The following is a 24,465-nucleotide window of genomic DNA, read 5'->3' on the forward strand; positions in this document are numbered from 1 at the left end:
AACTCTCCTCCATTTACATTGACAGGAACAGCAATGACCAAGCTCAAGATCACCGCCGGCCCCTTCACCTTCGACGCACGCCTGGAGACGGAGGATGCGCCGAAGACCTGCGCTGCCTTCCTCAAGCGCCTGCCCTACGAAAGCAAGATCGTGCACGTCCGCTGGAGCGGCGAAGGCGTGTGGGTGCCGCTCGGCGACGAGGACTTCGGCGTCGGGTATGAGAACCACACCAGTCATCCGGCCCCCGGCCACATCATCCTCTATCCCGGTGGCATCAGCGAAACAGAAATCCTGCTTGCCTATGGCGGCGTGGACTTCTCTTCCAAAATGGGCCAGCTTGCCGGCAATCACTTCATCACCCTGACGTCGGGCCTCGAGAATCTGAAAACGCTCGGCAACCTGACGCTCTGGGAAGGTGCGCAATCCATCCGCTTCGAACTGGCCTGATCTAGCATGCCCCATCACGACGTCTTCCCCACACCGGACACCGTGCATTGGGGCCACTTCGATGCGCGCCGCCCGCCAGTGATCGAGATCGATCCTGGCGACACCGTGACGATCCATAGCGTCAGCGGGTCGCCTGCCGAGGCCTCGCGCAACCCTGCCCATTCGATCCGACCGGAACTGCAGGCGATCCACGCGGCGTTGGCGCCATCGCCCGGCCCTCACATATTGACCGGCCCAATCCATGTCCGTGGCGCCAAGCCTGGCGACGCCTTGCGTGTCGAGATCCTTGATGTCAGGCTTCGGGATGATTGGGGTTTCAACATCATCAAACCAGGCAAAGGCGCGCTGCCGCATGATTTCACGCAGGACGAAACCCTGCATCTGAGCATCGATCGCAAGGCCGGCACCATCACCACCCCTTGGGGCATTGTGATGCCGGCACGACCGTTTTTCGGGATCATGACTACCGCGCCGAGACCAGAAGATGGCTGCCTGACCTCGATCATCCCCGGATATTTCGGCGGCAACATGGATAATCGCGAGCTGACTGCCGGCTCGATCCTCTATCTGCCCGTCTCCGTCGAAGGTGGTCTGTTCTCGGCCGGCGACGGGCACGCGTCACAGGGAGACGGCGAGGTCTGCCTGACCGCTGTCGAGACGGGACTGAGCGGGACATTCAAGATCGATGTCATCAGTGGCGCAGAGCTTGCCATGCCCTACGCCGAGACAGCCAACCACCTGATCACCATGGCGTTCGATGCTGACCTGCAGGAGGCGATGCAGGAGGCGCTCCGCTTCGCGATCGGGATGATCGTCGAAAGAACACGTCTAACGTCGGTACAGGCCTATAGCCTTTGCAGCATGGCTGCCGATGTACGCATCACGCAGGTCGTCAATGTCAAGAAAGGCGTCCATATAATGATCCCCAAGGCTTTGATCGCACAAAGCGCCAGAGACGCCTAAGGGGCGATTGGGCGTGGCCATTTCCGTGTTGGCTCGCGGCCTGACCTTGCCCACCCGGAGACTCAAACTTGACCATGACCTCTTTACGGTGGAGACGCGGTCAATGATTGCTTTGACCGTGGAATATACCCCCTGCTGCCATCAAGCAGAGTTTTCGTATAGGGGTGTTCGACATTGCTTTCCAACAGCTGCGCCTGCGTCGCAATCTCGACGAAAACGCCGTCCTGCATGACTGCCACCCGGTTGCAGAGATGGGCGATGACAGCCATGTCGTGGCTCACGAGGATGTAGGTCAGCTTCGAGCGTTCGCGCAGATCTTTCAGGAGATTGAGAATTTCCGCCTGGATCGAGACATCGAGCGCCGATGTCGGTTCGTCGAGCAAGAGAATCTTCGGCTCGAGGATAAGCGCACGGGCAATGGCCACGCGCTGCCTTTGCCCGCCGGAGAGCTGATGCGGGAAGCGATGGCGGAAGCCGGGCGGCAGGCCGACGTCGCGCAGAACCTGCTCGACACGCTCCTGCCTACGATCCAGCCCATGGATCTCGAGGGGCTCCAGCAGCGTGCGGCCGAGCGTATGGCGCGGATGCAGGGAGCCGAAGGGATCCTGAAACACCATCTGCTGCTTGGCGAGTTGCGCGCGCGACCGTTTCGGGCCGACCACGTCGCCGTCGATCGAAACCGAGCCGCTCCATTCCTTGATGCGTCCCGCCAGCGCGCCGAGCACCGTCGACTTGCCGCATCCGCTTTCGCCGACAAGGCCAAATGTTTCGCCGGGCGCGACTTCGAAAGCGACGCTTTTGACGACCTGCTTGAAATCATTGCCGCTGCCGAAGGACACGGCGAGATCGCTTACCGATATGATGGACATGTCACGCCTCCGCCCAGCTTGCCTGACGCTTCAGCACTTCCAGCCGATCCCTGGGATGGTCAAGACTGGGCAGCGCCTCAAGCAGGCCGCGTGTATAGGGATGGGTTGCTTCGTCGAGCCTTGAGGCTTCGATCGTTTCCACGACCCGGCCCGCATACATGATAATGACGCGGTCGCAGAAGCTCTTCACGAGGTTGAGGTCGTGAGAGATGAAGATCAGGCCGATGTTACGCTCGGTGATCAGGTCATCGAGGATCGACAGCACCTGCTGGCGCACCGTCACGTCGAGTGCGGATGTCGGCTCGTCGGCGATGATCAGCGAAGGCGAGGAGATCAGCATCATCGAGATCATGATGCGCTGACCCATGCCGCCCGAGACCTCATGCGGGTAGAGATTGAAGACGCGCTGCGGATCGCGGATATTCACCCGCTCCAGCATGGCGAGCGTACGCTCGCGCGCCGCCTTCTTTCCAAGGCGCTCGTGCAGAATGACGGTCTCGGCGATCTGCTCGCCGACGGTCATGACGGGATTGAGCGAATATTTCGGATCCTGCAGGATCATCGAGATCCGGCTACCGCGGATCGCGCGCATGTCGGCCTCGCTGGCGGCGAGAAGATCGACGTCCTCGAAGCGCAACTCATCGGCGACGACCTGAGCCGTGCCCGGCTGTAGCCGCATGATGGCGCGCCCGGTCGTGCTCTTGCCGGAGCCGGATTCGCCGATGATGCCCACTTTCTCGCGGCCGACATCGAAGCTCACATTCTTGACGGCGTTGACCACGCCGGACAGCGTCGGAAACTGCACCGACATGTTCTTGACCGAGAGGATCGGTTTTGACTGTTCAGGCATTGCGGGGATCCATGATGTCGCGCAGTCCGTCGCCGAGCAAGTTGAAGGCGAGACTGACCAGGAGAATGGCGATGCCGGGAACCGTCGTCAGCCACCAGGCATCGAGGAGATATTGACGACCGGAGGCCGCCATGGCGCCCCATTCTGGCATCGGCGGCTGGGCGCCGAGACCGAGGAAACCAAGACCGGCGGCCGTCAAGATGACGCTCGACATGTTCAGCGTCAGGCGGATGATGATCGACGGCGCGCAGAGCGGCACGATATGGCGAAACAAAATGCGGCCCATTCCCGCGCCCTGCAACTCGGCTGCGACGACGAAATCGGCAGCACGGAACGTCAGCGTTTCGGCACGCGCCAGACGCGCGATCGGCGGCCAGACGGTGAGCGCTATGGCGATGACGGCATTCTCGATCCCCGGACCGAGGGCCGCGGAAAAGGCGAGCGCCAGCACGAGACTTGGGAAGGACAGGAAGATATCGGTGATACGCATCAAGACGACATCGGCCCAGCCGCCGAGATAGCCGGCGGTCGCGCCGATCGCAAAGCCGATGGGCGCCACGATGACCGTTACCAGAATGCTGATGTAGAGCGTCGTGCGCGCGCCGTAGACGAGGCGCGAATAGACGTCGCGGCCGAATTCGTCGGTGCCGAACCAGTTGGCTGACGATGGCGGCTTCAGCGCCATCGTCAGATCCTGGAGGATCGGATCATGATTGGCGAGCAGCGGCGCGAATGCCGCAATCAGGACGAGCATCAGCACGACGAAGAAGCCGGCGAATGCCAGGGGATTGGCGATCAGGTTCAGCCACAGGACATAGGCCTTGTGGAGCCGCGCCTGACGTGTCGAGGAGAACTCCTCGTTGATCAGCCAGTTGTGCAGATCGTTGAAATAACGTGTCGCCATGATGTCACCGGGTACGCGGATCGAGGAACCGATAGGTCAGGTCCGACAGGAGATTGATGGCAATCGAGATGATGCCGATGAGGAGCACGCTGCCGAGCACCGCGTTCATGTCTGCGAAGAACAGCGCCGACGTCAGATACTGGCCAAGGCCGGGCCATGCGAAAACCGTCTCGATCAGGACAGTGCCATCCAGCAAGCCGCAATAGGCGAGAGCCACGATCGTCAACAGCTGTACGCGGATGTTGCGAAACGCGTGGCGCCACACGATCGCCCGCTGACCGAGGCCCTTGGCCTTGGCGGTCAGCACATATTCTTGACGCAGCTGCTCGAGCATGAAGCTGCGGCTCATGCGGCTGAGATAGGCCATCGCGGCATAGCCGAGGATCAGCGCGGGCGCCGCGACATGCAGCAGGGCATCCCGGAAGACCTCCCACTCGCCGGCTAGGATCGCGTCGACGAGAATAGAATTGGTGGGCCCTTCGACCAGCCCCTCATTATAGACATCGAGGCGGCCGCTGCCGGGTATGAGACCGAACTTCGCGTAGAAGACGAGGATGACGATCGTACCCAGCCAGAAGATCGGCGTCGAGTGACCGAGCAGGCCGACGACACGCGCCAGGTGATCGACCCAAGTGCCCTTGCGGACAGCGGAGATAATGCCGAGCGGGATACCGAAACCGGCGCCGATGATCGTTGCCAGCGTGGCGAGCTCCAGCGTTGCCGGAAAGACGCGGGCAAGATCGCTGGCGACGGGGTTCTTCGTCACGTGCGACTGGCCGAAATCCAGATGCGCGACATTGCCGAGATAGGTTCCGAACTGCACATAGAGCGGCTGATCCAGCCCCATTTCCTTGTAGACGCGCTCGTAGGTCTCGTGATCGGCCTGGTCGCCGATCACGGCGATAACCGGATCGGCGGGAACCATGCGACCGACAACGAAGGTGATCACGAGCAGGCCGAGCAGCGTTGTCAGGATGACGGCAAAGGATGCCGTCACCTTGCGCAGCGCGCCAAGCGCCGCCCGTGCGCCTGCCGGCGCGTTTCCAGATGTCTGCGAGATACTCACGTCATTCTCCTCGACAGGAAGGGCTTACTCGCCCTTCGAGACGGTGTCCCAACGGGTGAGCCAGGTCGAATGGCCGACATAGCCCTTGACTTCTTTCCGCACCGCCTTCGCGTCCGTGCGCTGGAAGGAGGTGATCAAGGCCGGCGAAGCGTCCAGATAGGCCTTGTTGATCTTGGTGTAGAGATCGGCGCGCTTCTGCTGGTCGGTCTCGTGCGCGGCGGCCGTCACCATGTCCTGAATGTCCTTTGGAACCTCCCAGGCGGAGCGCCAGGCGATCAGGCCGGAGAGCTTCGCATCGTCAGCATTGTTCGGGTTCGTCGCATAGGACGCCAGAACCGCATGCGGGTCGGGTAGGCGTTCGCCGGTGCGCGCCGAGAAGATTTCGAATTCGCGGTTGCGGAACTTGCCAATATGATCGCCGCCCTGCAGGTCGAGTTTGATGCCGGCCTTGGCTGCATTGGCTTGCAGCGACTGGGCAACTTCATACTCCGGCGTCACGGGCGTTGCGTAATAGACCTTGGAGAAGCCATCGGGATAGCCGGCTTCCGCCAGCAGCTGCTTGGCCTTGTCGATATCGAGCTTGTACGGGTTCTCGGTGCTGGCGCCCGGCAGACCGCCCGGAATGATCGTCTGCTGCTTGATGCCGTAATATTTCATGACGGTGTTGGCGAGACCGTCGTAATCGATGAGGTAGCGGAACGCCTCGCGGACCTTCGGCTTGGAGAGGATTTCGTCCTTCTGGTTGAGCGCCAGATAGTAGAAGCCGAAGCCCGGCGTCTTCTGGATATCGGCCTTGCCGTCGGCCTCGATCGCCGCCAGATCGGTAGAGGACAGACGCGTCGCGACATCAACGTCGCCGGCTTCCAATTGCAGACGCTGGCCTGACGATTCCGGCATATGGCGAAGGATGACCCGGCGCATCTTCGGCGCGCCCTGCCAGTAATCCTTGTAAGCCTCGGCGATCAGAAGGTCGTTGACCCGCCAGGTCCGCAGCGAATAGGGGCCGGATCCGGCGTCGTTGGTCTGCAGGAATTCACGGCCCATGTCGCCGTTCTTCTCGTTCTTGGCGAGAAGCTGGCTGTCCAGGATCGAGGTCGAGAAGCTGGCGAGCGAGAAGAGGATCAGGTTCGGGTTCCAGACCTCGGGCGTCTGCAGCACGACAGTTGAATCATCCGTCGCCTTGATCAGCTCATCGACATTCTTGTCGGTGATGCCCCACTGGCGAAGATCGACCGACGGCGCCAAACCGAGCTTTACCAGGCGGCGCAGCGACCACTCGACATCCTTGGCGGTCAGCGCGTTGCCGGAATGGAAGGTAACCCCGGAGCGGATCTTGAAGGTGAAGGTCTTGCCGTCGTCGGACACCGTCCAGCTCTCGGCGATGCCCGGCTGCGGCTTGGTGATGTCATCGGCGGCGAGCACGATCAGGCGCTCGTAAAGGTTGGCGACGATTTCAGCCGATTCCAGCTGGTTGAGCTCGTTCGGATCCAGACCGCGCATGGAGGACATGTTGGTGGCGATCACCAGCTGGTCCTTGGGCGTTGCCGCCTGCACTGCGAGCGGCATGGCAAGCGTCGACGCCACCATAGCCGATGCCATCAGAAAACTGCGTCTTTTCATCGTCCTATCTCCTCCCTGGTGCGCCGGACCTCGCCCCGAGCGCGAATTTTCATATCGACATCGATCTGAAATCTGGTATATCAGATCTCACAAAACGATTTTGTCGTCAACGGGGGAATTTTCGGGACATGCAAAAAGAGGCATCGACGCAGCCTGGCGCAGACCGCATCGAGAAGATCGACCCGCGTTTTCTGACAACATTGCGTGACCATGTGCACAAGACGCTGCGCACCGCGATTCTCTCTGGCCGCTTTGCGCCAGATGAGCGCGTCAACGAGCGCCAGCTCGCCGAGCAGCTTGGCGTCAGCACGACACCCATCAAGGAAGCCCTGCGTCAGCTCGAGACCGAGGGTCTCGTCGAGACACTGCCGCGTCGCGGCGTGCTGATCCGCTTCAACGCAGGCTGGGCCGAAGAGATGATCCTGGCGCGCGCCGCACTGGAATCGATGATCGCCCACCTCGCCGCCAAGCGCATCGAGAAGACCGAGGCAGACAAGCTCGAAGACATCGTCAATCTAATGCGCAAGGCGACCGAGGACGGCGTAGCCGACGACCTGATTTCGCTGAACGAGACGTTTCATGAGCAGATCCACATCGCCTCGCGATGCCAGTATCTCTCGCGCATGATCGAACGGCAGCAGTTTTACGACGGCAGCATCCGCCGCGTCATCCATTCCGATACGCTCGAGCGCGGCAAGGCGCTGGCCGAACATGCAGCGATCGCCGCCGCCATCATCTCCAGCGACAGCGACAAGGCCGAACGCGTGATGCGCGACCACGTCGTCCGTTCCGGCGAAACCTACCTCAACATCGTGTTCAAGAAGAAGGAGGACATCTGACGTGACCGAGGCAATGGAAAAGATCCGCAAAGCCCTGACGGGCATATCGGGCGTGCCCGTAACACCCTACAAAGCGGATGGCAGCGTCGATATCGCCAAGCTCTCGGCCCTGATCACCCGCCTCGCCCATGCGCGGGTCCACAATCTGATGGCCGCCGGCAACACCGGTGAGTTCTTCACCCTGACCATGGACGAAGTGCGCGCGGTCCACGCCGCGACGATCACGGCGGCCGGCGGCAAATCGCTGGTGAGCGCCGCTGTCGGTCGTTCGCTGGCCGAGGCCAAAGCGCTTGCCCGCGATGCCATCGCCGAGGGCGCCGATGCGATCATGGGCCATCACCCGATGGACCCCTTCGCCGGCCCAAGCTATCAGGCGCGCTACTTCCTCGAGCTTGCCGACGCCAGCACTGTTCCCGTCATCGCCTATGTGCGCAGCGACACCTTCTCCGTCGCCGATTTCCGCAAGCTTGCGCTGCACCCGAATATCGCCGGCATCAAGTTTGCATCCGGCAACCTCATGCTGCTCGCCGAAGTGATCCGCGCCACCAGGGATGCGCCGGCGATCTGGGTCTGCGGTCTCGCCGAAGGTTGGGCCCCGGCCTTCTACGCGATGGGTGCCCGTGGCTTCACCTCCGGCCTCGTCAACGTCTTCCCCGAACGCTCGCACGCCATCCACCAGGCGCTGGAAACCGGTGACTACGCGGCCGCCCGCGCGCTCATCGACGATATCGCCGGCTTCGAGGCGCTGCGCACCAAATATCTCAACGGCGCCAATGTCACCGTCGTCAAGGAAGCGCTCGGCATGCTTGGAACCGAGGTCGGCCCCGTGCGCGTGCCAGGCGTCGAGAGCCTGACCGAAGCCGAGCGCGCCGACCTGCGCGCCATCGTCGACAATGTCGCCGAAAAGAGCCGCGCGGCCTGAGGAAAATCCCATGCATATCACCGGCATCAAGACCTACATGCAGCGCGTGGACGATCGCCCTCGCCTGCTTCTGAAAATCGAGACGAGCGAAGGCATCTCCGGCTGGGGCGAATGCTACAACCACGGCCCGGACTGGGCGCTGCCGCCGCTTCTCGACTACCTCTTTCACCAGATCGAGGGCGAGGATCCGCGCCGCGTGGAATTCCTCGTGCTCAAGCTGAACCAGCAATGCCGCTTCCCGCCTGGCGCGCTGGGGCTTGCGGCGATCTCGGCGATCGATCACGCGCTATGGGACATCGCCGGCAAGGCGGCCGGTCTGCCCGTCTACATGCTGCTGGGCGGCAATGTGCGCGATCGCGTCAAGGTCTATTGCGGCGTCTATACGGCGCCGGACCCGGAAGCCGCGCGCGACCAGTCGCTTGAGCTGAACGAGAAATACGGCTATACCGCCTTCAAGCTCAGCCCCTATCGCCGCGATCTTCATGCCGGCCGCTGGGGCGAACTCGTCAAGGAGACGGGCGACTGGTTCGGCAAGATACGCGAGATCACCCCATCGCATTTCGACTATGCTTTCGACGCCCACGCGAAGATCTTCGAACCCTATCAGGCCGTCCAGCTTGCCGCCGCCATCGCGCCAAACGATCCGCTGTTCTACGAGGAGCCGATCCGGCCGGAACACATCCCGGCATGGACGGAGCTGAAGTCGAAGGTGACCGTTCCGCTCGCAACCGGTGAATCGCTCTATTCGCGCTTCGAGTTCCTGGCACTGCTGTCTGCCCGTGGCGCCGATATCATCCAGCCGGACATCTGCGTGGTCGGCGGCGTCAGCGAGATGCGGCGCATCGCAGCAATCGCGGAAGCGCATTATGTTACGGTCGCACCGCACAACCCGATGGGTCCGCTGGCAACGGCTGTCAACATCCACTTCTGCGCGGCCCAGCCGAACTTCAAGGTGCTGGAATTCAAGCCGCACATCCACGCGCCCTGGGCAGCTGACCCCTACATGCCTGTCGATGGCCACATGGAGCTGCGCCCGGATCGCCCCGGCTGGGGCCTGGAGATCGACGAAAAGGCGCTGCAGACGGAAGACTACATCCACTGGGAGCGAAAGATCACCCGCAAGCCCGACGGATCGACGGCCTATCCATGACATGAGTTACGGCTGGCTGCCGCGCGTGAATGCGCTGCAGCCAGTGTTCGATCCAGAGATGCGGATATTGTCGTTCTTGAGGGGGATCGAACCGGAGATCCGTGCAGCCAAGTGCCTGTTGGCAGCGTTGATAAAGCGCTATGGCTTTGTTCCCAGACGTATCATCACCCATAAACTCCGATCTTATGGCGCGGCATGGCTGAATGCATAAAGACGACCCGTTGCAGCGCGCCCGACGATCGGTGCCCCTACCCGTAATTGTTGTCGGCGCATCCAGTCGCCGGGCCGCACAAACAATTCGCTACCATAGCCTCGAAGCCTTCGATGCCCGGAATATTGCGGCATCCACCGGCTGAAAGTTCCAAACCGCTATGCTCTTCTCACGCTCCCAAACTTACCGTGACAACGCCGAGGCGTTGCCCGTAACAGCAGCAAACGTCGATCCGCTCCCCTGCGGGTATTGACCGAAATGAGCGACAACTCCAAGAGTGCCTTGTTGACGTTCAACTGACGCGCAGGCTGCTCAAATGTCTTCCGAGACCAAATCCAGTCGTGATGACTTGCTCGCCCGGCTGGGTGACATTTTCTATGCCAACGGCACCTACCTAGTCGGCATGGCGGAGCTGATCAAGCATCTGCAGACGACGAGGGTCACCTTCTACCGGCACTTCGCGAACAAGGAAGACATGATCGTCGCCTATCTGCAGCAGCGCGATGCAGCCGTGCGTGACCAGCTGGCGCAGGTGGTGGGAGACAGAACAGGGCTGGAGGCGGCGCTCGATATCTTCTCGAACCTCGAGCAGAAGACCAGCGCGGAAAATTTTCGCGGCTGTGCCTTCTTCCTCGCAGCGATCGAGAATCCACAATCGGCGAAAATCCAGAGCGCGGCGCGCGGTCACAAGGATTTTCTGAAGAGCTTCTTCCTCAGCCTGATGCCGAAACCCGACGACGCCCTCGCCGAGCAGCTCCTGCTTCTTTACGAGGGCGCGCTGGCAAGCTCGGCCTTGCGGCGCGAGGCCGGAGCAGCCGCGACCGCCCGGTCGATCGCAGCCCATCTCATGTCGGACGCCTGAGCGGCTACGACCAGCGACAAAGCGCACCCAACGCTCTCCTGATCTGCGGGACGCGCGCCGCAACCGCAGGCGCTCCCCCCGGAAAATATTCCAAATTACGACGGGCAATTGGAACGCTGTTCCTTCGGCGAAAGCTGATTCATGCCATACATAGCTCCGAATAGAACGACCGTTCTACTTCATTGAGTAGAACGATAAAACGAATTGCGCAATGGGGCTAGCATCATGTCATCAAAGACCGGCTGGAGCGAAAACCGGCCGCCCGTTATCGCCTGCAACCTGGACCCCGAGCAGGCCGAAAAGCTGAGCGCTCATACAAGCCAGCCGAAGGTTCTCAGCTATTGCGACACCGCTCCGGCATGGGATGTGCCGAAAGATGCGGACTTCCTCTTCACCTTCTTTCGCGGCTGGGACTCAGCCCCCCGGCAGAAGCCCGATGGCTGGCCGTTCAACCTGAAATGGGTGCAGATCGCGTCGGCGGGCATCGATGCATTTCCCGACTGGGCTTTTGAGGTGCCGCTGGTCACTACTGGTCGCGGCATCTCGGCCGAAGCAATCGCGGAGTATGTGGTCGCCACTATCTTCGCCCACGAAAAGCAGATGTTCGACGGCCTGCTCGCGCGCTCCGCCGACGAATGGACGAAGCGCACGCTCGGTCTCGTCTCCGGCAAATCGGTCGGCATCTACGGTTACGGCGCGATCGGCCGCCGTGCTGCGGAAAAGCTCAACGCTCTCGGCATGACTGTCTCCGCCGTCAAGCGCGAGGCCTCCCGGGAAGCCGGCAACGTCAACTTCTTCGCATCGCTGCAAGAGATGGTCAGCTCGGTCGATCACCTCGTTCTGGCCGTGCCGCTGACGCAGGCCACCCGGCGCTCGGTCAACGCGGAGATTTTTGCGGCAGCCAAGCCCGGTCTGCATGTCATCAATATCTGCCGCGGCGAAGTGCTCGACGACGAGGCCTTGCTGGCAGCGCTCGACAACGGCCAGGTTTCGGCCGCCACGCTTGATGTGACGGCCCCCGAGCCGCTGCCACAAGGTCACGTCTTCTACACTCATCCGAGAATTCGCCTAACGCCGCACATCTCCTGGTCGTCGGAAGACAATGCGGAGCGCATCGCCGCCAAGCTGCACGGTAATCTCGACCGCTATCTGGCGGGAGAGACGCTCACCGATATCGTCGTCGCCGGGCGCGGATACTGACATCGCAGGACGGGAGCAAAGAGTTTGCAACTCAACACGGCTCATGGCCAACGGCGACAACACCATCCAGAGGACACCAGATGACAAAGACCATCGACTACTTCTTCGGCGTCGGCTCGCCCTGGGCCTTCATCGGCCTCGCCCCGTTCGCCGAACTCGCTGCGAAGCAGAATGCCGCGATCAAGCCCTATGTCATTCCGCTGATCGAGGACAATGGCGCGATCTACTCGCGCAACCGCCCGGAGGCGCGCCGCGCCTATTGGATGAAGGACCTGAAGCGCTGGGCGGCCCTGCGCGGCAAGGTGCTGAACTTTGAAAACCGGGGAGCCCTTTCCGACCCGACACCGGCCGGATTCATGCTGATCGCCGCGATTGAGAGCGGGAAGGACTGGCTGAAGCTCGCGAGCGCGCTGCAGGAAGCCTTCTGGACCGGCGGCGAGGATATCGGCAACGCCGCCGTTCGGCGTGCGATCGCCGACGCAGCGGGCTTCGACGGCGCGGCATTGGATGAGCAGGGTGCGAGCGAGGCCGTGCAGGCGGTCTGGAAGGCCAATTACGAAACCGCCAAGGCAGCCGGCGTCTTCGGCCTGCCGACCTACCGCTACGAGGATGAGCTCTACTGGGGCCAGGACAGCCTTCCTTTCCTCGAGCGTCACCTCAAGGGCGAAAAACTGGTCGCCTGACCTAATTCCAGGCCGGGCTTCGTAACGGGGCCCAGCTTGTCTGTTTCGATACCATGCTTGCGGAGTTGATCATGTCCCCCACCCTTCCGTCGTCGCTCGGCGAAACACTGCTGCAGCTTTTCGGCGACCGCTTCTCGACGGCGCAGGCGCTTCGCGAACAGCACGGACGGGGCGAATCTCACCACACGCCGGCGATCCCGGATGCAGTGGTGTTTGCTGAGAGCACGGAAGACGTGGCGCAGATCGTTCGGCTTTGCGCGGCAGAGGGCGTGCCAGTCATCGCATTCGGGGCCGGAACGTCGCTTGAGGGTCATCTGACGGCGGTGCGCGGCGGCGTTTCGATCGATCTCTCGCGCATGGCCAAGATCTCCCGCGTCAGCGCGGAGGATCTCGACTGCACGGTCGAGGCCGGCGTCACCCGCGAGCAGCTCAACACTCATCTCCGCGACATGGGGCTTTTCTTCCCGATCGACCCCGGCGCCAATGCCTCGATCGGCGGCATGGCCGCGACGCGCGCGTCTGGAACCAATGCGGTGCGCTACGGAACGATGCGCGAGAACGTGCTGTCGCTCACCGTCGTGCTCCCCAATGGCCAGATCATCCGCACCGGCGGCCGGGCGCGCAAATCGTCTGCGGGCTATGACCTGACGCGGCTCTTCGTCGGCTCCGAGGGCACGCTCGGCATCATCACGGAAGTGACGCTGCGGCTCTACGGCATTCCCGAAACCGTCTCGGCTGCACTTTGCTCGTTCGAAACCGTCGAGCAGGCGGTGGCCGCCGCGATCGCGGTCGTGCAGCTCGGCATCCCCGTCGCCCGGATGGAACTGATGGACCGTGGGCTGATCCAGGCGGTGAACGCATATTCCGGCCTCTCGCTGAAGATCGATGACACGCTGGCCTTCGAGTTTCACGGCTCGCCCGCCAGCGTCCAGGAACAGGTCGAGATGGTCGCGGCGATCGTCGAGGACAATGGCGGCCGGGATTTCGCGTGGGCCAATGCGCCCGAGGATCGCAACCGCCTGTGGAAGGCGCGCCACAACGCGTTTTACGCCGTCGTGTCGCAGCGCCCGAACGCCAAGGGCTGGTCGTCCGATGTGTGCGTGCCGGTATCGGAACTCAGCAGCTGCATCGTCAAGACGCGCGAATTGCTCAAGAGCTGCAGCGTGCCCGCCGCCATTCTCGGCCATGTGGGAGACGGCAACTACCACGTCGTCTTCGCGGTCGATCCGAACAACCACGCCGAACTCGAGGAGGTCGCGGCCATCAACAAGAGGATGGTGCGATACGCAATTTCCGTTGGCGGAACGTCAACCGGCGAACACGGTGTTGGCTCAGGCAAGATCGCCTACATGCGCGAGGAGCACGGCGATGCCGTCGACCTGATGGCCGTGATCAAGAGCGCCATCGATCCCCGGAACATCATGAATCCCGGGAAGATTCTTCCGCAATAGATCCCACATTCTGCAACCGGCCGCGATGGCGAGGGCGTTTCGACATGAATGCGTTTAAACCTCACAGCTCTCACTGGGGCGCGTTTTCCGGCCGAATGGCCGATGGCCGGCTGGAGATAAAACCTCACCCTGATGATCCGCATCCGTCGCCGCTGCTGGGAAATCTGGCGGCGATTGCCGATAGTCCGGTGCGCATCAGGCGGCCTGCCGTGCGGCGGGGCTGGCTTGAGGGAAAGCCCGGCCACGCGCAAAAACGCGGCGCCGACGACTATGTCGAAGTCAGCTGGTCGGAGGCGGCGGACCTCGTCGCGGCGGAGCTTTGGCGGGTTTACGAGACCTTCGGCCCGACGGCCGTCTTCGGTGGTTCCTACGGCTGGGCGAGCGCCGGCCGTTTCCATCATGCGCAGAGCCAGATCCACCGCTTCCTCAACGTGCTCGGCGGCTACGTGCGTTCCGTCAACACCTACAGTTCCGGCGCGGCGATGGTCATCATCCCGCATGTGCTCGGCCCCTATGACAGCTTCGACCGCAAGAGCGTCACCTGGGACGCGATCGAACGCAGCAGCGAGCTGGTCGTCGCCTTCGGCGGCATGGCGATTAAGAATGCCGATGTGCACGGCGGCGGCATCAGCAACCATGTCGTGCTGCCGAAGCTGAAAGGGGCGAGCGCCCGCGGCGCCCGCTTCGTGCTCGTCAGCCCCTTGGCCGATGATTTTCCAGCCGAAGTGAATGCCGAGTGGATGCCCGTCGTTCCGGGCACCGACGTGGCCTTGATGCTCGGCCTCGCGCATGTGCTCGTCAGCGAAAAGCTGCACGATCGCCAGTTTCTCGACCGCTATACCGTCGGCTACGACCGCTTCGAGGATTATCTCCTCGGCCGCACCGACGGAACGCCGAAGACCGCCGAATGGGCGGCCTCGATTTGCGGCATCGGCGCTGACGCTATCCGCGACCTCGCGCGCGCCATGGCGCGTTCCAAGACACTGATCACCGTCAGCCATTCGCTGCAACGTGCCGACTTCGGCGAGCAGCCGGTGTGGATGGGGATCGTGCTTGCGGCCATGCTCGGGCAGATCGGGCTCGATGGCTGCGGCTATTCCTATTCGCTCGGCGCCCTTGGCAATATCGGCAAGAAGCTTCTCGCGGTGCCGCTGCCGACGCTCAACCAGTTCAAGAACCCGGTGCCCGATTTCATTCCCTGCGCGCGGATCGCCGACATGCTGCTCGGCCCCGGCGAAGCGTTTCACTATAACGGCCGGGCTCTTCGCTATCCCGATATCCGCCTGGTTTACTGGGCGGGCGGCAATCCGTTTCATCATCACCAGGATATCAACCGGCTGCGCGCGGCGTTCCGGCGGCCGGAGACGATCATCGTGCATGAATCGGCCTGGACTTCGACGGCGCGGCACGCCGACATCGTGCTGCCGGCGACCACGACGCTCGAGCGCGACGACATAGGTGCTGCGGATCGCGACCAGCTGATGATCGCGATGAAGCGCCTGATCGAGCCGGTCGGCGAAGCCAGGGACGATTACGCGATTTTTGCTGAGATCGCGCGGAGGCTCGGCAAGTTCGAGCTTTTCACCGAAAACCGCACGAGCCGCGAATGGCTGGCCTTTCTGTTCGAGACGACGCGCCAGGCGCTCGCCGCCGGCGGCCACGAGGCGCCGGATTTCGAGACGTTCTGGGAGCGGGGCGAATTGCGCCTTCCCATCAAGCCCGACGATGGCGGCCCGGCGAACGGGTTCCGGCACGATCCGGACGCCTCCCCGCTGCAGACGCCATCGGGAAAGATCGAGATCTTCTCCGAGACGGTCGCACGCTTCGGCTACGACGATTGCGGCGGCCATCCGCAATGGTATCCGCCGAACTCGAGAGGAGAGGCCGGGGACGAAGCCCGCTATCCCCTGCATCTGATCTGCAATCAGCCCTACCAGCGCCTGCACAGCCAGCTGGACTACGGCGCCTTCAGCCGCTCGACGAAGATCGACGGTCGCGAGCCGATCCGGATCAATCCCGCCGATGCGATCGCGCGCGGGATTTCGGCCGGCGATATCGTCAGGCTGTTCAACGAGCGCGGCAGCTGCCTCGCCGCCGCCATCCTCAGCGACGACGTGCGGCCGGGCGTGATGCAGCTGGCAACGGGCGCATGGTTCGAGCCCGCCGATCCTGAGGCGGAAACCACCATGTGCATTCACGGAAACCCGAACATCCTGACGCGCGATATCGGCACGTCGAAGCTTGCGCAGGGCTCGACCGGGCAGATCACGAGGGTCGAACTTGAGCGCTTTGCCGGCCCGCTGCCGCCGGTGCGAATTTTCGAGCCGATGCGCTTCGTGGCGCGCGAAGACCATGCCGGCATCGGGGCCGCGCTCGACGATCGGACGTGAGGTCCGCTCTTGAAAAACGCCCCGAAACACCAATCCAAACAGCATCCAGAATCCCGGCAAATTAATCTACAAACTCCATAGAAAAAGAATAACTAGTCTTTCTCCAGCGGGATGCGCTGCTAGGTTATCCGTCATGAACTTGAAGCCGAAACGAGGGAGCTTTTTATGACCGACACAAAGACCAGAACGCACGGTCCGCGCGCGATGTGCTCCATCATGCCGGTCCGATAACACCGGGCTTTCCGCCCGCGCCTATCGCCCATGCACCCTTACAAGTCGCGGCACTTCACGGCGGCCTTGCGCTCGCGCGTCTGCGCGACCCGACGCCATAACCAAGATATCACTCCCATCATCTGGATCACCCATGACCGAACGTTCCTCCCTGCTTTCCCTCTCCCGACGCCGCCTGCTGATCACCACATCCGTGGCCGTGGGTGCGGCACTCGTTGCCTCGGCAACCCGTTTCGCGCAGGCCGCCGACGCGCCGAGCGAGGGTGGCGACATCACCTTTCTGATCGATTCCCTCGGCGATACCTGGATCCCGAACAACAGCGCGATCTCCAGTTTTCAGGGCCACATCTGGGGCCACGTCACCGACAAGCTGCTCTACGTCGACCAGGACGGCAAGGTCAGCCCGTGGCTGGTGGAGCGCTGGGAGCAGAATGACAAGGCAACCGAATTCACGCTTCATCTGAAGAGCGGCGTGACCTTCTCCGACGGAGCACCGCTCGATGCGGCCGCCGTCGTCGCCAATCTCGATATCTGGTATGCGGGCCGCAAGAACGAAGGCATCAATCCGATCGGCCTTTTCCCCAAGACCTACGATCACGCCGAAGCCGTCGATGCCGGCACCGTGAAGGTCTTCTTCAAGAAGCCGACGCTCGGCTTCATACCGACACTCGGCTATCACGGATCGATCCTGATCTCTCCCAAGAGCATCGCGCTGCCGGCCTCCGAGCAGGCCGACCTCAGCAAGACCGCCGGCAGCGGCTCGTTTGTGGTGGAAAGCTGGAAAGAGGGAGACCACGTCACGCTGGTCAAGCGCAAGGACTACAACTGGGGACCGGAAGCCGTCGGCCACACCGGCCCCGCCTTCCTCGATTCCATCACTTACAAGCTGGTGTCGGAACCATCCCTCAGGGTCGCCTCTGTCCAATCCGGCCAGGCCGATATCGCCTACAACGCCTCTCCCCAGGAGCTGAAGTCGCTCAAGGACGACGGTTTCACCATCGCCACGCCGCGCTATCTCGGCTTCGTCAATGGCTGGGCGGTCAACACCAAGCTGGCGCCCTATGACGACGTCAAGGTTCGCCAGGCCCTGCAGGCCGGCATCAACCGGCAGGAAATCATCGACACCGTCTATACGCCGGACTGGAAGCTGGCGACGTCCTTCATCCAGAGCAACGTGCCCGGCGCGACCGACCACAGCGATCTTCTGAGCTACAATCCCGAAAAGGCCGAAAAGCTGCTCGACGAAGCAGGTTGGGTGAAGGGTGCCGACGGAATTCGCAGCAAGGACGGCAAGCCGCTGGTGCTGACCATCCATTCCAATCCCTATCTCGCCACCTCCAAGTCGGTCGACGAACTGATCGCCCAGCAACTCGGCAAGATCGGCTGGAAGGTCGCCATCCGCGCCTATGACGTCGTGACCTTCGGCGAAAAGGTGAAGTTCGGCGGCGCAGCCGTCCCGACCTACGAGGTGACGCGCAGCTTCATCGACGCCGGCACTGTCGCCAGCATCCTGACGAACGCGAACAACGGCGAGAACTGGTTCGCACTCGACGACCGCGACGCCAAGCTCAACGACCTGCGCGACAAGATCGCCGGCGCCGGTTCCATCGACGAGCGCAAGCCGCTCCTCGACGACCTGCAGCAGTACGTCCTTGACCAGGGTTATTTCATCCCGCGCACGCAGATTGTCCAGCGCATCTACGTGCAGTCGCCCAAGCTGAAGGGCGAGGTCTACAACGGCGTCGCCTACGCCAGCTACTACACGGCCTCGCTCGTCGGCTGACGTGCGAGATACCTGAAACATGTGAGGCATCGGTATGAGCAATGTCTACCTAACCTACGCCGCCAAACGGCTCGGCCAGGCTGCCGTCGTCATCCTGCTGGCATATGTGTTCACCTTCGTGGTCGTCAGCATCCTGCCTGGCGACCCGATCACCAGCGTCCTACGCAACCCGCAAAACGGCTTCAGCGAAGAAGAGATCGCCGAGATCATCGCCGCGCAGGGCCTCGACAAGCCTGTCATCGTGCAGCTGTGGAATTCGCTTTCCGGCTTCCTGACCGGCGATCTCGGCATGTCGATGCGCTCCAACAGGCCGGTCGCGACCCTGATCAGCGAGGTGCTGCCCTCGACGCTCATCCTGGCGGCGGCCGGTCTTGCGGTTGCATTGCTGCTCGCCATGGCCGTCGCCTACGGCACCCGCTTTGTGCCCAAGCGGTTCGGACAGGGGTTGCTGCGTGGTTTTCCGTCGCTCTTTCTCTCCGTGCCCAATTTCGTCATCGGTCTGGTGCTGATCCACGTCTTCGGCTTCCAGCTCGGCCTTTTCAGGGTGATCAACCCCGACAGCGCCTGGGCAACCTTCTTTGCCGCTGTCGCACTTGGCATTCCGGTTTCCGCGCAGATCGCCGAAGTTCTGATCGCCAATCTCGACAAGGAAGCCGAGCAGGAATACGCAGCCGTTGCCCGCAGCCGGGGCATCGACCAGATGCGCCTCTTCGTCCGGCATCTCCTCAAGCCCGCCTCCCTTCCCGTCGTCACCGTCGTCGCGCTGACCATCGGCGAGTTGCTCGGCGGCTCGCTGATCACCGAGACCGTATTCGGACGCACCGGCGTCGGCAGCCTTGTGCAGCGATCGGTAAGCACGCAGGACTTGCCGGTGCTGCAGGCGATCGTCTCGCTCGGCGCCGTCGTCTTCGTGCTCGTCAACCTGATCGCCGATCTTCTCTACCCGCTGCTCGATCCCCGCGTGAAACTCCTCGGGGCCGCAAAGCGTCGCCCGACAACGGCCGATGACAGCGCCCTCCGCACGACCACGGCGGTGCATCCATGAGCCTCGTTTCCAATCTCTCCCTCTCGAACGCAGGCGCCGGTCGGCTCGCCGCTCTGCGCCTCCCTGCCACCGTCGCGCTGTCCTTCGTGATCATCGCGATCGTGATTGGGTGGTCGATCGCGCCGCAGCTGTTTACCAGCCATAGCCCTGTTGTCGGCGTCCCCGCCGACAAGCTGTTGGGCCCGAGCTTCGCGCATTGGTTCGGCACCGATCATCTCGGCCGCGATGTCTATGCCCGCGTTGTCTTCGGCACGGCCTCTTCGGTCTCCAGCGCGCTCGTCGCCGTCGTCATCGGCGTCGTGGCGGGCGGGTTGATCGGGCTGGTCGCGGGCTTTCTCGGCGGATGGGTCGATATCGTCTTCGCACGGCTGGTCGATGTACTGCTCTCCATTCCCAAGTTTTTGTTGGCGGTCATCGTGGTGACGGCCATCGGCTTCGAGACCATCAACGCCGCCATCGCGACCGGCGTCTCGGCCGTCGCCTTCTTCGCGCGCGTCACGCGCTCGGAGGTCATCAAGACCCGGCAGTCGACCTTCGTCGAGGCCTCGTTCCTGTCGGGCGGTTCGCGCTGGTACATCCTCTTGCGCCATGTGCTCCCGAACGCCTCGCGCTCGGTGCTGCCGCTCGCCGTTCTGCAATTCGGCGAGTCGATCCTCGTCATCGCCAGCCTTGCCTTCCTCGGCTACGGCGACCCGCCGCCAGCCTCCGATTGGGGCCTGCTGATCTCGATCGGCAAGGATTATCTCAAATGGCCCTGGCTCGTTTATGCACCCGCTTTCGTCACGATCGCGACCGTCCTCTCTGTGAACAGGATCAGCCGATGGCTTCGCAAAACAGACTGAACACCGCCTTCATCACCCACCAGGACGCCCTTGTCGCGACCAGCGCAGCACCGCTCCTGACCGTCGAGAACCTCTCGGTGTCCTATGGGCGCCAGGAGGTGGTTCATGGCGTCGATTTCGAACTCGGACAAGGCAAGAGCCTCGCGCTCATCGGCGAATCCGGATCGGGCAAATCGACGATCGCGCGCGCTGTGTTGCGGCTGCTGCCTAGCGGCGGCGCGGCGAATGGGAAGATCGTGTTCGGCGGCAAGGACATACTGGCGCAATCCGAGCGTCACTTCCGGCCGCTTCGCGGACGCAAGATCGGCTTCGTGCCACAGGATCCAGGCAACGCGCTCAATCCCGTTCGCACCATCGGCGCGCAGGCAATGGAGGCGGCGGCGCTGACCGATGAGCCCAACGTAGCGATCCGCAAGGCGCTCATCCTCGAAACCTTCGCGCAGGTCGGCCTCGACAATCCCGCCCGCGTCTACGAATCCTACCCGCACCAGCTTTCCGGCGGCATGCTGCAGCGTGTGCTGATCGGGCTGGCCGTGCTGCCCCGCCCCACGCTTCTCGTCGCCGACGAGCCGACCTCGGCGCTCGACGTCACCATCCAGAAGCGGATTCTCGATCTGCTGTCGCGCCTGCAGCACGAACTCGACATCAGCCTTCTCCTCATCACCCACGACCTGGCGATTGCCGCCGAGCGCGCGGATGCACTCGTCGTTCTGAAGAACGGCACCGTGCAGGAAGCCGGCCGGACATCGACGGTCTTCGCCGCGCCGGCATCCGACTATGCCCGCAAGCTGCATGCCGATGTTCCGGCGCTTAACCCGAACCGCTACGCGAGGCTGCGCGACCCCGGCCTCGCGCTTCTCAAGGACAGCAGTCGCACGCCGAAGATCACCGTCGGCGGCGTGACGAAGCGGTTCACGGTCGACGGCAAGACGCTGACGGCGGTTGACGACATCTCCTTCGAGGTTCCCGCGGGGACCACGCATGCGCTGGTCGGCGAATCCGGTTCCGGCAAGACGACCACCATCCGGCTGCTGCTCGGACTGGAGGAGCCTGACAGCGGCGCGATCACCGTCGCCGGCGAAACGGTGACCGGTCAAAGCCGGACCGCGCTGCGCTCCGTGTGGCGCCACCTGCAACTCGTCTACCAGAACCCGTTCACCTCGCTCGACCCGACGTGGAAGGTCGAGCACCTCGTTCGCGAGCCGCTCGACCGGTTCAAGATCGGCACGTCTGGGGAACGCGACCTTCGCGTTCGCCAGGCCCTGGCCGATGTCGGGCTCGGCGAGCATCTGCTGGGCCGCAAGCCGGGCGCGCTGTCCGGCGGCCAGCGCCAGCGCGTGGCAATTGCCAGATCGCTGGTGCTGAGGCCCGATGTCATCGTGCTCGATGAACCGACCTCCGCGCTCGATGTCAGCGTCCAGGCCGATATCGTCGAGGTGCTGCTGTCGCTGCAGGCAAAGCTCGGCCTGACCTATGTCTTCGTCTCCCACGATCTGGCCCTGGTGCGCCAGCTTGCGCACTCCGTCTCAGTCATGCGGCAGGGCCGCATCGTCGAGCATGGGACGGTCGCCGATATCTTCGGTGCGCCGAAGGATCCCTACACCGCGTCCCTGCTGGAATCGATCCCCGCGGGGATCGCCGAAGCCGCCCACGCGCCGCGCGGCAAACTCCGGCAAGTCAAGCGTCAGGAGCAAATCGCATGACCATCGCCGCATCCGTCAATACCGTGCCTGTAGGCTTCCGGCCGAAGCAACGGTTGGGTTTCAACACGCGCGTGTCGTTCAGCGACGATACCGGTCCGGCGCAAGGCCTGAAGGATGGTATCGAGCTGTTCAGGCAGGCCGAGGCGCTCGGCTACCAATCGGGCTGGGCCTATCAGCGGCACTTCGACCACTATCTTTCCTCGCCACTTCCCTTCTTCGCCGCCGCCGGCCAGCACACCAGCCGCATCACGCTCGGCTCGGCGGTGATCCCGATGCGCTACCAGGACCCGATCCTGCTTGCCGAGGCGGCGGGCACCACCGATCTCCTGATCGGCGGGCGGCTGGAGCTCGCGATATCTACCGGCGCGAACGCGGCCTTCGACGCCGTGTTCGGCAGCACGGATACCGATGCCCGCACGGAAGCCAAGCGCCGCCAGGCGCGGTTTCTCGCGGCGATCTCGGGCGAAGTGCTTCATACCGTGACCGAACCAGGCCAGGGTGCGCCTGCGGGCGCCGAGCTACGGGTGACGCCCCACAGCCCGACATTGCGCGCGCGTATCCGCCAGGGCTCGGCGAGCCTGAGCTCGGCCGTGCAGGCGGCCGAACTCGGCATCGGCCTGATCTCGGGAACCGTGCTGCATGACCTCGAGGAGGGCGAGACCTTCGGCCAGTACCAGGCCCGGATCATCGAAGCCTACCGGTCGACCTGGCGCAGGCTCTGGAAAACCGAACCGCCTCCGGTCGCCGTCGCTGCCTCGATCCTTGTCGGCACGAGCGGCGAACTCCGCCAGAAATACGCCGCCTACGATCTCGAGCGGCGAACCAAGGGCATTGCCGCATCGCGCCCCAACGGCGCGCTCGCGCCGCCCGCCCAATCCGCCGATCTCAGGATCTCGCCGGTGTTTCAAGGCTCGCCCGACGAGGTGATCGACGCAGTCTTCAACGACCCCGGCCTTGCGGCCGCCGACGAGGTGGTGCTGTTCCTTCCCCCCGCCTTCGGCCTTGCCGACAACATCAGGCTGTTGACCGACCTTTCCCGCACGGTTGCGCCAGCGCTTGGCTGGACGCCCAGCTTTTAGCCCAGGCAGAGCACACATCACGACCACCAACGCATTCATTCAAAGTAGCACGGCAGCAAAATATTCTATCTTTTCTATAGAAATAGAAATGCCTCTCTTCATTCTCAGTTCGCCACTGCTTAACGTCCAAGCACTGGCCGTCACCATCAAGGAGCTCCCATGACCGCGGAATTCATCAGCGTAAGCTTTCCGAACGCATCGAACGACCTGAACCCGCTGCCGGATGCGCCCGTCGACCCGCTCTTTTTGGAGCGCTACGCACGCGCCCTTGACGACTACGGCTTCAACTACACCCTCATTCCCTACTCCTCGTCGTCCTTCGACCCTTTCACGCTCGGCGCCACGGTGCTGGCGCATACCAAGAACATCAAGATCATCGTCGCGCTGAGGCCGAACACGGTCTATCCGACAGTGGCCGCGAAATCGCTCGCGACGCTCGACCAGCTGAGCGGCGGCCGCGTGGTCGTCCACTTCATCGCCGGCGGCAGTGACGATGAGCAGGCGCGTGAAGGCGACTTTCTCAGCAAGGAAGAGCGCTATGAGCGGCAGGAAGAGTATATCCGCATCCTGCGCCTTGCCTGGACATCGAAGGAGCCCTTCGACTTCGATGGGAAATACTATCAGTTCAAGCAGTTCCGCAGCGCCGTTCGTCCCACCAACGGTCTCATCCCGATCTCGCTCGGCGGCTCCTCGGATGCGGCCTATCGCATCGGCGGCTCGCTCTGCGACATCTTCGGGCTCTGGGGCGAGCCGCTCAAGGAAACGAAGCAACAGATCGACCGGATCTACGCCGAAGCCGCGAAGGCCGGCCGCACGGATCGTCCGCGCATCTGGGTCACCTTCCGCCCGATCGTCGCCGAGACCGATGAACTCGCCTGGGAGAAGGCCCACAAGGTTCTCGATCAGCTGACTGCCAACCGCCAGAAGGGCCTGGCGCGCGCGCCGATCAACGCGACTCCGCCAGCCAATGTGGGCTCGCAGCGCCTGCTCGATATCGCCGCTCGCGGCGACGTGCATGACCGCGCGCTCTGGTATCCGACGGTGACCGCCACCAATGCGAGCGGCGCGACCACCGCACTCGTGGGTTCCCCGCGCACCATCGCGGATTCGATCCTCGACTATATCGACCTCGGCGCCGACCTGATCTCGATCCGTGGTTATGACAATTTCAACGATGCGGTCGACTACGGGCGCTACATTCTGCCGCTGGTGCGCGAGGGCATCCGCGAGCGGGAGAACGCCAAGAAGAAGAACGCCGCATGATGCATGCGGTTCGGCCATTGCGCCGGACCGCAGCTCTCTCAGCGTCCGCCTGAAAAGCATCCTCACGAGATGAGAAGGATGCACTCCGACAG

Annotated in this window: 21 protein-coding genes and 1 pseudogene; 17 read left to right on the top strand and 5 right to left on the bottom strand. The window is 63.0% G+C overall.

Translation table 11 applies throughout. The annotated features are described in order from the left end of the window. Window positions 1-33: 33 nt before the first annotated feature. Window positions 34-447 carry a DUF3830 family protein gene (locus ACODTZ_RS05950; protein ID WP_018900979.1) on the top strand — a complete coding sequence of 138 codons (414 nt, stop codon included), beginning with the start codon at window positions 34-36 and terminating at the stop codon, window positions 445-447. A 6-nt stretch (window positions 448-453) separates the two neighbouring features. Continuing rightward, entirely contained in the window at window positions 454-1,410 is a 957-nt protein-coding gene (locus ACODTZ_RS05955; protein ID WP_489024469.1) for an acetamidase/formamidase family protein, read from the top strand. 83 nt (window positions 1,411-1,493) lie between these two features. Here the strand turns inward: ACODTZ_RS05955 and ACODTZ_RS05960 are convergent, their stop codons facing one another. Genes ACODTZ_RS05960 through ACODTZ_RS05980 form a run of 5 tightly spaced genes read right to left on the bottom strand, consistent with a single transcriptional unit; the run spans window position 1,494 to window position 6,719 of the window. Then, window positions 1,494-2,279, bottom strand: coding sequence for an ABC transporter ATP-binding protein (locus ACODTZ_RS05960; protein WP_489024471.1), 786 nt, complete (start codon window positions 2,277-2,279; stop codon window positions 1,494-1,496). Window position 2,280: 1 nt separating this feature from the next. Then, window positions 2,281-3,129, bottom strand: coding sequence for an ABC transporter ATP-binding protein (locus ACODTZ_RS05965; protein WP_112943470.1), 849 nt, complete (start codon window positions 3,127-3,129; stop codon window positions 2,281-2,283). Then, window positions 3,122-4,033 carry an ABC transporter permease gene (locus ACODTZ_RS05970; protein WP_489024473.1) on the bottom strand — a complete coding sequence of 304 codons (912 nt, stop codon included), beginning with the start codon at window positions 4,031-4,033 and terminating at the stop codon, window positions 3,122-3,124. The genes ACODTZ_RS05965 and ACODTZ_RS05970 overlap by 8 nt, the downstream gene beginning before the upstream one ends. A 4-nt stretch (window positions 4,034-4,037) precedes the next feature. Beyond that, the gene (locus ACODTZ_RS05975) at window positions 4,038-5,099 is read right to left on the bottom strand and encodes an ABC transporter permease (RefSeq protein WP_112950670.1); all 1,062 of its coding nucleotides are present in this window, start codon (window positions 5,097-5,099) and stop codon (window positions 4,038-4,040) included. 24 nt (window positions 5,100-5,123) lie between these two features. Further along, window positions 5,124-6,719 carry an ABC transporter substrate-binding protein gene (locus ACODTZ_RS05980; protein ID WP_489024475.1) on the bottom strand — a complete coding sequence of 532 codons (1,596 nt, stop codon included), beginning with the start codon at window positions 6,717-6,719 and terminating at the stop codon, window positions 5,124-5,126. A 128-nt stretch (window positions 6,720-6,847) separates the two neighbouring features. Here ACODTZ_RS05980 and ACODTZ_RS05985 point away from each other — a divergent pair, with 128 nt between their 5' ends. The 15 genes and pseudogenes from ACODTZ_RS05985 to ACODTZ_RS06055 all read left to right on the top strand — a co-directional run bounded on the left by ACODTZ_RS05985 (window position 6,848) and on the right by ACODTZ_RS06055 (window position 24,373). Beyond that, the gene (locus ACODTZ_RS05985) at window positions 6,848-7,558 is read left to right on the top strand and encodes a GntR family transcriptional regulator (RefSeq protein ID WP_489024477.1); all 711 of its coding nucleotides are present in this window, start codon (window positions 6,848-6,850) and stop codon (window positions 7,556-7,558) included. Window positions 7,559-7,571: 13 nt separating this feature from the next. Further along, window positions 7,572-8,480: a dihydrodipicolinate synthase family protein gene (locus tag ACODTZ_RS05990; RefSeq protein WP_489024811.1), complete on the top strand. Its 909-nt coding sequence runs from the start codon at window positions 7,572-7,574 to the stop codon at window positions 8,478-8,480. A 10-nt stretch (window positions 8,481-8,490) separates the two neighbouring features. Further along, on the top strand, window positions 8,491-9,630 hold the full coding sequence (locus ACODTZ_RS05995; protein ID WP_047511488.1) for a mandelate racemase/muconate lactonizing enzyme family protein: 1,140 nt from the start codon (window positions 8,491-8,493) through the stop codon (window positions 9,628-9,630). Between the two features lie 100 nt (window positions 9,631-9,730). Further along, a pseudogene (locus ACODTZ_RS06000) lies at window positions 9,731-9,820 on the top strand (IS6 family transposase); the annotation flags it as partial. Window positions 9,821-10,157: 337 nt separating this feature from the next. Beyond that, window positions 10,158-10,703: a TetR/AcrR family transcriptional regulator gene (locus tag ACODTZ_RS06005; protein WP_489024480.1), complete on the top strand. Its 546-nt coding sequence runs from the start codon at window positions 10,158-10,160 to the stop codon at window positions 10,701-10,703. A gap of 225 nt (window positions 10,704-10,928) precedes the next feature. Further along, window positions 10,929-11,903: an NAD(P)-dependent oxidoreductase gene (locus ACODTZ_RS06010; protein ID WP_489024482.1), complete on the top strand. Its 975-nt coding sequence runs from the start codon at window positions 10,929-10,931 to the stop codon at window positions 11,901-11,903. Window positions 11,904-11,983: 80 nt separating this feature from the next. Further along, the gene (locus tag ACODTZ_RS06015; RefSeq protein WP_489024483.1) at window positions 11,984-12,586 is read left to right on the top strand and encodes a 2-hydroxychromene-2-carboxylate isomerase; all 603 of its coding nucleotides are present in this window, start codon (window positions 11,984-11,986) and stop codon (window positions 12,584-12,586) included. Window positions 12,587-12,657: 71 nt separating this feature from the next. Next, window positions 12,658-14,037, top strand: coding sequence for an FAD-binding oxidoreductase (locus ACODTZ_RS06020; protein ID WP_489024485.1), 1,380 nt, complete (start codon window positions 12,658-12,660; stop codon window positions 14,035-14,037). Between the two features lie 44 nt (window positions 14,038-14,081). Further along, window positions 14,082-16,427 carry a molybdopterin guanine dinucleotide-containing S/N-oxide reductase gene (locus ACODTZ_RS06025; RefSeq protein ID WP_489024486.1) on the top strand — a complete coding sequence of 782 codons (2,346 nt, stop codon included), beginning with the start codon at window positions 14,082-14,084 and terminating at the stop codon, window positions 16,425-16,427. A gap of 364 nt (window positions 16,428-16,791) precedes the next feature. Continuing rightward, window positions 16,792-18,441 (top strand): ABC transporter substrate-binding protein, encoded by a 1,650-nt coding sequence (locus ACODTZ_RS06030; protein ID WP_489024488.1) that lies wholly within the window; start codon window positions 16,792-16,794, stop codon window positions 18,439-18,441. A 34-nt stretch (window positions 18,442-18,475) separates the two neighbouring features. After that, window positions 18,476-19,486 (top strand): ABC transporter permease, encoded by a 1,011-nt coding sequence (locus ACODTZ_RS06035; RefSeq protein ID WP_489024490.1) that lies wholly within the window; start codon window positions 18,476-18,478, stop codon window positions 19,484-19,486. Then, window positions 19,483-20,328, top strand: a complete 846-nt coding sequence (locus ACODTZ_RS06040) for an ABC transporter permease (RefSeq protein ID WP_489024491.1) — start codon at window positions 19,483-19,485, stop codon at window positions 20,326-20,328. The genes ACODTZ_RS06035 and ACODTZ_RS06040 overlap by 4 nt, the downstream gene beginning before the upstream one ends. Then, window positions 20,307-22,031, top strand: coding sequence for a dipeptide ABC transporter ATP-binding protein (locus ACODTZ_RS06045; protein WP_489024493.1), 1,725 nt, complete (start codon window positions 20,307-20,309; stop codon window positions 22,029-22,031). Before ACODTZ_RS06040 ends, ACODTZ_RS06045 begins: the two co-directional genes overlap by 22 nt. After that, the gene (locus ACODTZ_RS06050; protein ID WP_489024495.1) at window positions 22,028-23,110 is read left to right on the top strand and encodes an LLM class flavin-dependent oxidoreductase; all 1,083 of its coding nucleotides are present in this window, start codon (window positions 22,028-22,030) and stop codon (window positions 23,108-23,110) included. Before ACODTZ_RS06045 ends, ACODTZ_RS06050 begins: the two co-directional genes overlap by 4 nt. 159 nt (window positions 23,111-23,269) lie before the next feature. Next, the gene (locus tag ACODTZ_RS06055; RefSeq protein ID WP_209190093.1) at window positions 23,270-24,373 is read left to right on the top strand and encodes an LLM class flavin-dependent oxidoreductase; all 1,104 of its coding nucleotides are present in this window, start codon (window positions 23,270-23,272) and stop codon (window positions 24,371-24,373) included. Window positions 24,374-24,465: the final 92 nt, after the last annotated feature.

The organism is Rhizobium sp. FG113 (genome assembly GCF_057809895.1).

Bases quoted from the DNA above. Each gene is read 5' to 3' on its own strand.
- ACODTZ_RS06040 (WP_489024491.1), top strand. From the start codon at position 19,483: ATGAGCCTCGTTTCCAATCTCTCCCTCTCGAACGCAGGCGCCGGTCGG.
- ACODTZ_RS06055 (WP_209190093.1), top strand. From the start codon at position 23,270: ATGACCGCGGAATTCATCAGCGTAAGCTTTCCGAACGCATCGAACGAC.
- ACODTZ_RS05990 (WP_489024811.1), top strand. From the start codon at position 7,572: ATGGAAAAGATCCGCAAAGCCCTGACGGGCATATCGGGCGTGCCCGTA.
- ACODTZ_RS06035 (WP_489024490.1), top strand. From the start codon at position 18,476: ATGAGCAATGTCTACCTAACCTACGCCGCCAAACGGCTCGGCCAGGCT.
- ACODTZ_RS05985 (WP_489024477.1), top strand. From the start codon at position 6,848: ATGCAAAAAGAGGCATCGACGCAGCCTGGCGCAGACCGCATCGAGAAG.
- ACODTZ_RS06025 (WP_489024486.1), top strand. From the start codon at position 14,082: ATGAATGCGTTTAAACCTCACAGCTCTCACTGGGGCGCGTTTTCCGGC.
- ACODTZ_RS05970 (WP_489024473.1), bottom strand. From the start codon at position 4,033: ATGGCGACACGTTATTTCAACGATCTGCACAACTGGCTGATCAACGAG.
- ACODTZ_RS06050 (WP_489024495.1), top strand. From the start codon at position 22,028: ATGACCATCGCCGCATCCGTCAATACCGTGCCTGTAGGCTTCCGGCCG.
- ACODTZ_RS05960 (WP_489024471.1), bottom strand. From the start codon at position 2,279: ATGTCCATCATATCGGTAAGCGATCTCGCCGTGTCCTTCGGCAGCGGC.
- ACODTZ_RS06010 (WP_489024482.1), top strand. From the start codon at position 10,929: ATGTCATCAAAGACCGGCTGGAGCGAAAACCGGCCGCCCGTTATCGCC.
- ACODTZ_RS06045 (WP_489024493.1), top strand. From the start codon at position 20,307: ATGGCTTCGCAAAACAGACTGAACACCGCCTTCATCACCCACCAGGAC.
- ACODTZ_RS06020 (WP_489024485.1), top strand. From the start codon at position 12,658: ATGTCCCCCACCCTTCCGTCGTCGCTCGGCGAAACACTGCTGCAGCTT.
- ACODTZ_RS05950 (WP_018900979.1), top strand. From the start codon at position 34: ATGACCAAGCTCAAGATCACCGCCGGCCCCTTCACCTTCGACGCACGC.
- ACODTZ_RS05955 (WP_489024469.1), top strand. From the start codon at position 454: ATGCCCCATCACGACGTCTTCCCCACACCGGACACCGTGCATTGGGGC.
- ACODTZ_RS05995 (WP_047511488.1), top strand. From the start codon at position 8,491: ATGCATATCACCGGCATCAAGACCTACATGCAGCGCGTGGACGATCGC.
- ACODTZ_RS05965 (WP_112943470.1), bottom strand. From the start codon at position 3,129: ATGCCTGAACAGTCAAAACCGATCCTCTCGGTCAAGAACATGTCGGTG.
- ACODTZ_RS06015 (WP_489024483.1), top strand. From the start codon at position 11,984: ATGACAAAGACCATCGACTACTTCTTCGGCGTCGGCTCGCCCTGGGCC.
- ACODTZ_RS05980 (WP_489024475.1), bottom strand. From the start codon at position 6,719: ATGAAAAGACGCAGTTTTCTGATGGCATCGGCTATGGTGGCGTCGACG.
- ACODTZ_RS06005 (WP_489024480.1), top strand. From the start codon at position 10,158: ATGTCTTCCGAGACCAAATCCAGTCGTGATGACTTGCTCGCCCGGCTG.
- ACODTZ_RS06030 (WP_489024488.1), top strand. From the start codon at position 16,792: ATGACCGAACGTTCCTCCCTGCTTTCCCTCTCCCGACGCCGCCTGCTG.